The organism is Acidimicrobiales bacterium, assembly GCA_022452035.1.
Classification (GTDB): Bacteria; Actinomycetota; Acidimicrobiia; order Acidimicrobiales; family MedAcidi-G1; genus UBA9410.
In genome coordinates this window covers 1-6,308 of sequence record JAKURV010000048.1, presented here as the reverse complement: position 1 = coordinate 6,308, position 6,308 = coordinate 1, and the positions used below count along the sequence as shown (strand labels likewise).

Here is a 6,308-nt window from a genome sequence, read left to right as displayed (position 1 = left end):
CATCCTGACGATTCGCGGTTGGCCCGCCGGTAGGTTCTGAGTCCCATGTCTGTCGACCAGATGTCGCTGTTCACGGCCCTACTGGCCCTGGTTGCCCTGGGTGTCGCCGTAGCCGCCGGGGTGCTGCTGTGCAGCGAAGGTGGGCGTCGCCGCCTTGACGCTATGCGGACCGACGCCCTACGCCTGGCCTTCTCGGTGGCCGCCGTGTCCACAGCGGCCAGTCTCTGGTTCTCCGAGGTCGGGGGTTTCGTTCCCTGCGAGTTCTGCTGGTACCAGCGGATCGCCAGGTACCCGCTGGTCGTGGTTTTGGGCGTAGCCGTGTGGCGGGGCGATCCGGATCCCCGGTGGCGGGTCCTGCCCATGTCGGTCACCGGCTTGGGTCTGTCGGCCTACCACTACCAACTTCAGCTGTACCCAGACCAGGGATCATCTTGTGACGTCGCCGCGCCATGCACCCAGCAGTGGGTGGACGAGTTCGGGTTCGTATCGATCCCGTTCATGGCCTTCTGCGGGTTCGCCGCCGTGACTGTCCTGGTGCTGGCAGCCGGCCGACCGGTACGTGACGGGGTCGTGGCCAACCGCGAGGATGTTCGACCATGAGCGAGGAGTCCACGGGACCGGCCGGACGGTCAGGTCCAGGACGGACCGTGGTGTTGGCCCTAGTCGGCGCGGTGGCCCTGGCCCTAGTGGCCGCCCTGACCCTCGGCGGCGGCGAACAGGTCGGAGACCCGGACGGCGCGGAGACGGGACCGGTGGCCGTGGTCGGCGAGCCGCTCCCGACGTTTGAGGAGACGACGAGCGATGCCGCTGTCGGCCTTCCGGCGCCGGGCTTTGACGCCACGACGTTCGACGGGCGGACGGTAAAGGTCCGGCCGGGTGACGGGACGGGCTACGTCATCGCGTTCTTCGCCCACTGGTGTCCCCACTGCCAGGCCGAGGTGCCAAAGCTGGTCGAGTGGATCGACCGAGACGGCATCCCGTCCGGCGTCGAAGTGGTGGCCGTGTCCACCGCCGTCTACCTGGACCGGGAGAACTTGCCCCGGGCCTGGTTCGCCGCCGAGGGTTGGCGGGAACTGGTGCTGCGCGACTCCGACGGCTCAGAGGTGGCCGAGGCGTACGGCCTGCGGAGCTTCCCGTACTTCGTGGTCGTGGGGACTGACGGTCGGGTACGTGCCCGGATCAGCGGCGGCCTGCCACCCGACGGCTGGGCCTACGTCCTGAACCAGGCAACCCGTTCGGGCGCCGTGCCCACGGGTGCCGATGCGACCTGACCCCCGAGCAACCCTGGCCATCCTGACGGCTGTCTTGGTGGGCGCGACAGCCTGCGGGCAAGGTGGGCCCGCGTCGCCGGTAGAGGTAGCCGCAGTGTCGACGACGACTGTGGCACCGACGACGGCCGTGCCGGCCAACACGATGGCTCCCAGTTCGACGACTGTTGCCGCGATCACCACCTCGGCTGTTCCGACCACCGCTACCCCGACGACTATTGCCCCGACGACTGTTGGCCCGCCGCCTGTTGCCCCGACGACCGCTACTTCGACGACGGTCCCGCCGGCCACCACGACAGCGCCGACCTCGACGACCGTCGCCGCGACCACCACCTCGCCCGTTCCGACGACGACGTTCGTCCTGGAGGACACCTTCCGGGGCGTCACGTCCGAGGCGATCAAGGTCGGCCTCACCGTGATCGACTTCGAGAGCCTGAACCGAATCTTCCACCTGTCGCTCACCTACGACAACTGGATCCCCGTTTTCGAGGCGGTCGTCGCCGACATCAACAGCCGAGGCGGGATCCTCGGTCGACGCGTCGACCTCGTCTCCCGTAGCTTCCTGCCCGTCGGCTCGGTCACCGCCGACGCCGCCTGCACGGAACTGACCGAAGACGAGCAGGTCTTCGCCGTGGTGAACGGCTTCGCCGGCCCAGGGGCCGAGGACGTCAACGAGTGCTTCACAGACCTCCACGAGACGGTTCTCGTGGGCGGCCGCCCGACGCCCGAACAAATCAATCGGGCCCGGGCACCCTGGATCGCCTACGACATGAGCCTCACCCGACGGGGCGTGGCCTTCGTGAACCTGCTGCGTAAGACGGGGTGGCTAGACGACCTTGGCCCCTACCTGATCCTCGGAGCGAACCCTGAATACCAGCCGATCATCGACGACATGGTGACTGCTCTCGAAGCAGTTGACGAGACGGTCTCGGTCGTCGCCATCAGTGATTACACGGGCGACGAGGCGGCCACCATCTTCTTCCTCGATGTCCTCACGGAGAGGGCGCGGGTGGAGGGAGTGGAGAGCTTCCTAGTGGTCGGGGAGGACCCCTACACGTACGAGTACCTCGTTCGCCTGGGAGGCGAGTTCAACCTGTTGATCCACAACGGCGACTCCATCAGTTCTTGGTCACAGGATCCGCCGCCCAACCTGGAGTCGACACTCGTCATCACCAACATGGACTTCTCCTCTCGGGACGACCCGACGTGGGGGCGATGTCTACAAATTGCTGACGCCGTGGCCGGAACGACTGTCCGGCCGCCCACCGACCTGACCGACGGAGAGACCAACCACTGGGCTGGCATGGTCAACGCCTGTCAATCTCTCAACCTGTTCGAGATGGTGGCCTCCGCCGCTGGACCCCACCTCACCAACGAGTCGTTCGCTGGCGCCGCGGCGTCGCTAGGCCCCATCGATCTCCCGGGCTACGCATTCGCCTCGCTGGGTCCGGACAAGCACGACGCTCGCGACTCGCTGACCCTCGCCCGGTGGAACAACGAGGAGATGGACTTCGAGGCCATTTCCGAGCCGACCGACGTCAGCGACTGAGAGCGATTGCTTATCTCGATGTCTCCGTTAGAGCCCCGGAGGCTGACAGGTCACGGTCGAAGCGACCTAGGCCGTCGCCTTGAACACGATGAACTCATCGTGGGGCCGTGGGGGCCGATCTTCGAGTGCCCCGGTTACCCGGATATCGCCAAACCCGGCTATTTCGAGCATCGACTCGACCTCTGAAATCGAATAGCCACAGATCACGATCGAATAGACCTGGTGGTCAACCTCTACACCATCCACGAACTCACGCACCGAGATCTCTCGGGTGATGGCCCGCTCCACCGGGTCTGTTGCAAGTAGGCGAACCCGCAACTCGAGTTCTGCTCCGCTGTCGGTCCGTCGGCGATCACCTTGGTCTGGCCAAGGGTGCGGGAGGTCATGGCTTTCAACCAGTGCCTGGTCATAGTCCGTGTCGCGTTTGGGTGGGTAGTGGTCCATGACGAGCGTTCCACCCGGTTCTAGGTGCGCATGAAGACGACGTAAACCTTCGAGGTCAGCGGCACGAGTACCACCCAAGCCGAACGAGCCGCAAACGATGATCGTTTGATACCGGCGTGGCAGATCGAGTTCGTGCATTGCCTGCGGGTACAGGTTCGCGGAGAGTCCCTCCACCTCGGCCTTCGCGGCGCACCAGCCGAGCATGTCCGGAGAGACGTCACTGCCGTCGACGTCCATGTCTGACCGAAGGAAGGGGAGCAGCAGGCGTCCGGTTCCACATCCGGCGTCCAACGCTGGTTCGCCGCACCGCTCAATGACATCACGGAAGTACTCGACGTCCTCCCCGCCTACCTTGAACTCTGCCCACCAGCGTGCGACCAGCCCGTAGTGCCAGGTGTTGATGTCGTCCCGCATCATCCGACCCTAGGGCCGTCGACGGTGGCCGGTGGAGGGTACGCATCGACCACCTGGAGAGCAGTCGATCGGCAGGTCTTGAATCCGCGGAGAGGTCCGATGCTCCGGGTTGCCCGTCGCCCGTCTGGCACCCGGACGGGGTTCAGCGAGTAGGAAGGGCCGCGTATGGGCGGGAACACGGGGGCACGATTCGGCGGCGACGTCGTGATCGAGGCTAGTGGCCTCGAACGGACCTTCGGTGAGGTGGTCGCTGTTGACGGAATCGACCTGGCCGTTACCCGCGGCGAGGTCTTTGGATTTCTGGGGCCCAACGGTGCCGGCAAGTCGACCACTGTCCGGATGCTCACCACCCTGCTCCGACCCACCGGGGGTACAGCGAGGATCGGCGGCCACGACGTAGAGAAGTCGGCCGCAGATGTCCGGCGGATCATTGGCGTGGCCTTGCAGGACGCCTCTATCGATCCGCTCATGACGGGGAACGAATTGATGCGACTCCAGGCGGTGCTCCACGGCATTTCCCGGTCGGAGTCCAGGAGTCGTGGAGCGGAACTCCTGGCGAGGGTCGGGCTGACGGGTGCGGCGGGTCGGCGCGTGGCGACCTACTCGGGGGGCATGCGGAGGCGCCTCGACCTTGCCCTCTCGCTGGTGCACGAGCCCAGCATCCTTTTCCTCGACGAGCCGTCCGCTGGGCTGGACCCCACTAGCCGACTCGCTCTCTGGGAGGAGGTGCGCCGGCTCAACAGCGAACTAGGAACGACGGTCTTCCTCACCACCCAGTACCTCGAGGAGGCGGACGAGTTGGCAGGCCGAATCGCCATAATCGACCGCGGCCGGCTGGTTCGCGAAGGTTCACCGGAGGACCTCAAGTCCACGGTCGGTTCTCCGACGCTGCGGGTGGACGTCGACCCGGTCTTCCTCGAGTCGGCTCGCCGGGTACTTGTCGGCTTCGGACCCGAGCGTCCGGCCCGTGAGGGCCGGTGCGCCATCGGTCTCGACGGGGGTGCAGCACGGGTGGCCGAGGTGGTCCGGGCCCTGGACGACGCCGGAGTCACCGTCTCCCACCTGGAACTCGACGCCCCGAGCCTCGATGACGTGTTCGCCGAAGCGACAGGCCGTCGCCTCGAGGGGGCCGAACAGTGAACACCCGACCGTGAACGCCGGTGCGGCAACAGGGCTTCGCCTCGCCGGAGTCCAGACGCTGGCCCTTACCCGCCGTTCCGTCATAACGGAGTGGCGCCAACTCGGCAACGTGATCCCGGGGATCGTGTTCCCGCTGCTGCTGGCCGCCGTCTACACACACCAGTTCACCCGCGCCATCCTGCTGCCCGGCTTCCCGGTCGTCGACTCGTTCCTCGACTTCGTGCTGCCGGCCAGCCTCGTCCAGTCGGTGTCATTCGGTGCGACCGAAGCCGGAACGGAACTAGCCCGTGACATCGAAAACGGCTTCTTTGATCGGCTTCGGGCTTCGCCCTGCACGCGCCTTCCGTTGCTGTTGGGACGACTCTGCGGGGCCGTGGTAGTGGCTGCCGCCAAGGGGATCCTCATCATCGCCATATTCCTGATGTTCGGCACCGAGATCGCCGGTGGACCGGCAGCTGCCGTAGTCCTGGTGACCGCAGCGGTCCTCCTCGTCATCGCCATCGGAGGGCTGGGCCAAGTACTGGCCATCCTCACGGGCAGCCAGGAGGCCGTCAACGCCACGTTCCCGCTGGTGTTCACGAGCATCTTCATGAGCTCGGCGTTCTTTCCGACCAACCTGATGAGCGGCTGGTTCCGCGAGGTGGCCGAGGCCAACCCGGTGACCTGGATTATCGACCCGGTCAGGCGCCTCATCCTCGAGGGCTGGTCGTGGTCGGACGTCGGACAGGCACTCGCCGTTCCGTTGGTGATTTCTGCCGTCACGGTGACGATGGCCGTGGTCGCCCTGAACCGGAAGCTCAGTTCCTCGTGAGCGTCGTCACAGTCGATCACCCCACGAATCTTGGATTTGCCGGCATGGTGGCATCGGCGATCTGCGGTCGGGGGATGCGCCGCATCATGGCGCGACCAATCTTGATCATGCCGGTACTACTGATGCCGCTGATCTTCGTTCTGAGCTTCACCGGCGCATTCGTGTCCCTCACCCGGATCGAGGGTTACGGGACCGACAACGTCTTTAATTGGATGGCGGTATACGCGGCGATGCAGGGGGCGGTGTTTGCCGGGGTGGGTGGTGCCTCGACCACCGCCGAGGACATCGAGAACGGCTTCTTCGACCGGCTGTTGCTGACTCCCGGTAGCCGAGTACCGATCCTGGTTGGAACGATGGCCTACAGCGCTCTGCGGTCGACGATCCCGACGACTGGCGTGCTGCTCGTCTCGGCCCTCGGAGGGCTCAGACTGCCCGGCGGCCCGCTTGCCCTAGTGACCGTTTACGTGGCTACGGCGGGGATGGCCTCTGCGTTCTGCCTCCTCGGCTTGGCGGTCGTCTACCGATTTCGCACGATGCGCTCCATGATCCTGATCCAGGTCTGCGGGTTCAGTTTGATGTTCCTGTCCACCGGCCAGGTGCCGATCCACTTCATGAACGGCTGGCTCCACGCCGTTGCCAGGGTGAACCCGGTCACCAATGTGCTGCGGTTTGCCCGTCAGGG

The 6,308-nt window shown here is 65.7% G+C and carries 7 protein-coding genes; 6 read left to right on the top strand and 1 reads right to left on the bottom strand.

The window, feature by feature from the left end:
- Window positions 1–45 precede the first annotated feature (45 nt).
- From MK181_10680 to MK181_10670, 3 genes are read left to right on the top strand one after another with little or no spacing between them, the layout of a single operon-like run.
- Entirely contained in the window at window positions 46–600 is a 555-nt protein-coding gene (locus MK181_10680) for a disulfide bond formation protein B (GenBank protein MCH2420264.1), read from the top strand.
- Window positions 597–1,271, top strand: a complete 675-nt coding sequence (locus MK181_10675) for a TlpA family protein disulfide reductase (GenBank protein ID MCH2420263.1) — start codon at window positions 597–599, stop codon at window positions 1,269–1,271. Before MK181_10680 ends, MK181_10675 begins: the two co-directional genes overlap by 4 nt.
- Window positions 1,261–2,817 carry an ABC transporter substrate-binding protein gene (locus MK181_10670; protein ID MCH2420262.1) on the top strand — a complete coding sequence of 519 codons (1,557 nt, stop codon included), beginning with the start codon at window positions 1,261–1,263 and terminating at the stop codon, window positions 2,815–2,817. Before MK181_10675 ends, MK181_10670 begins: the two co-directional genes overlap by 11 nt.
- 66 nt (window positions 2,818–2,883) lie before the next feature.
- Here MK181_10670 and MK181_10665 read toward each other — a convergent pair whose 3' ends face one another.
- Window positions 2,884–3,675, bottom strand: coding sequence for a class I SAM-dependent methyltransferase (locus tag MK181_10665; protein MCH2420261.1), 792 nt, complete (start codon window positions 3,673–3,675; stop codon window positions 2,884–2,886).
- A gap of 165 nt (window positions 3,676–3,840) precedes the next feature.
- Here MK181_10665 and MK181_10660 point away from each other — a divergent pair, with 165 nt between their 5' ends.
- From MK181_10660 to MK181_10650, 3 genes are all read left to right on the top strand, one after another.
- The gene (locus tag MK181_10660) at window positions 3,841–4,815 is read left to right on the top strand and encodes an ATP-binding cassette domain-containing protein (protein MCH2420260.1); all 975 of its coding nucleotides are present in this window, start codon (window positions 3,841–3,843) and stop codon (window positions 4,813–4,815) included.
- A gap of 10 nt (window positions 4,816–4,825) precedes the next feature.
- Complete coding sequence (locus tag MK181_10655; protein MCH2420259.1) at window positions 4,826–5,626, top strand: ABC transporter permease; 801 nt, start codon at window positions 4,826–4,828, stop codon at window positions 5,624–5,626.
- Window positions 5,623–6,308 (top strand): ABC transporter permease (locus MK181_10650; GenBank protein ID MCH2420258.1); only part of this gene is annotated, 686 nt, incomplete at its 3' end. The genes MK181_10655 and MK181_10650, both read left to right, overlap by 4 nt.

Excerpts from the sequence above, each read along its gene's own strand:
- MK181_10680 (MCH2420264.1), top strand. The coding sequence starts at position 46 with ATGTCTGTCGACCAGATGTCGCTGTTCACGGCCCTACTGGCCCTGGTT.
- MK181_10660 (MCH2420260.1), top strand. The coding sequence starts at position 3,841 with ATGGGCGGGAACACGGGGGCACGATTCGGCGGCGACGTCGTGATCGAG.
- MK181_10675 (MCH2420263.1), top strand. The coding sequence starts at position 597 with ATGAGCGAGGAGTCCACGGGACCGGCCGGACGGTCAGGTCCAGGACGG.
- MK181_10670 (MCH2420262.1), top strand. The coding sequence starts at position 1,261 with ATGCGACCTGACCCCCGAGCAACCCTGGCCATCCTGACGGCTGTCTTG.
- MK181_10665 (MCH2420261.1), bottom strand. The coding sequence starts at position 3,675 with ATGCGGGACGACATCAACACCTGGCACTACGGGCTGGTCGCACGCTGG.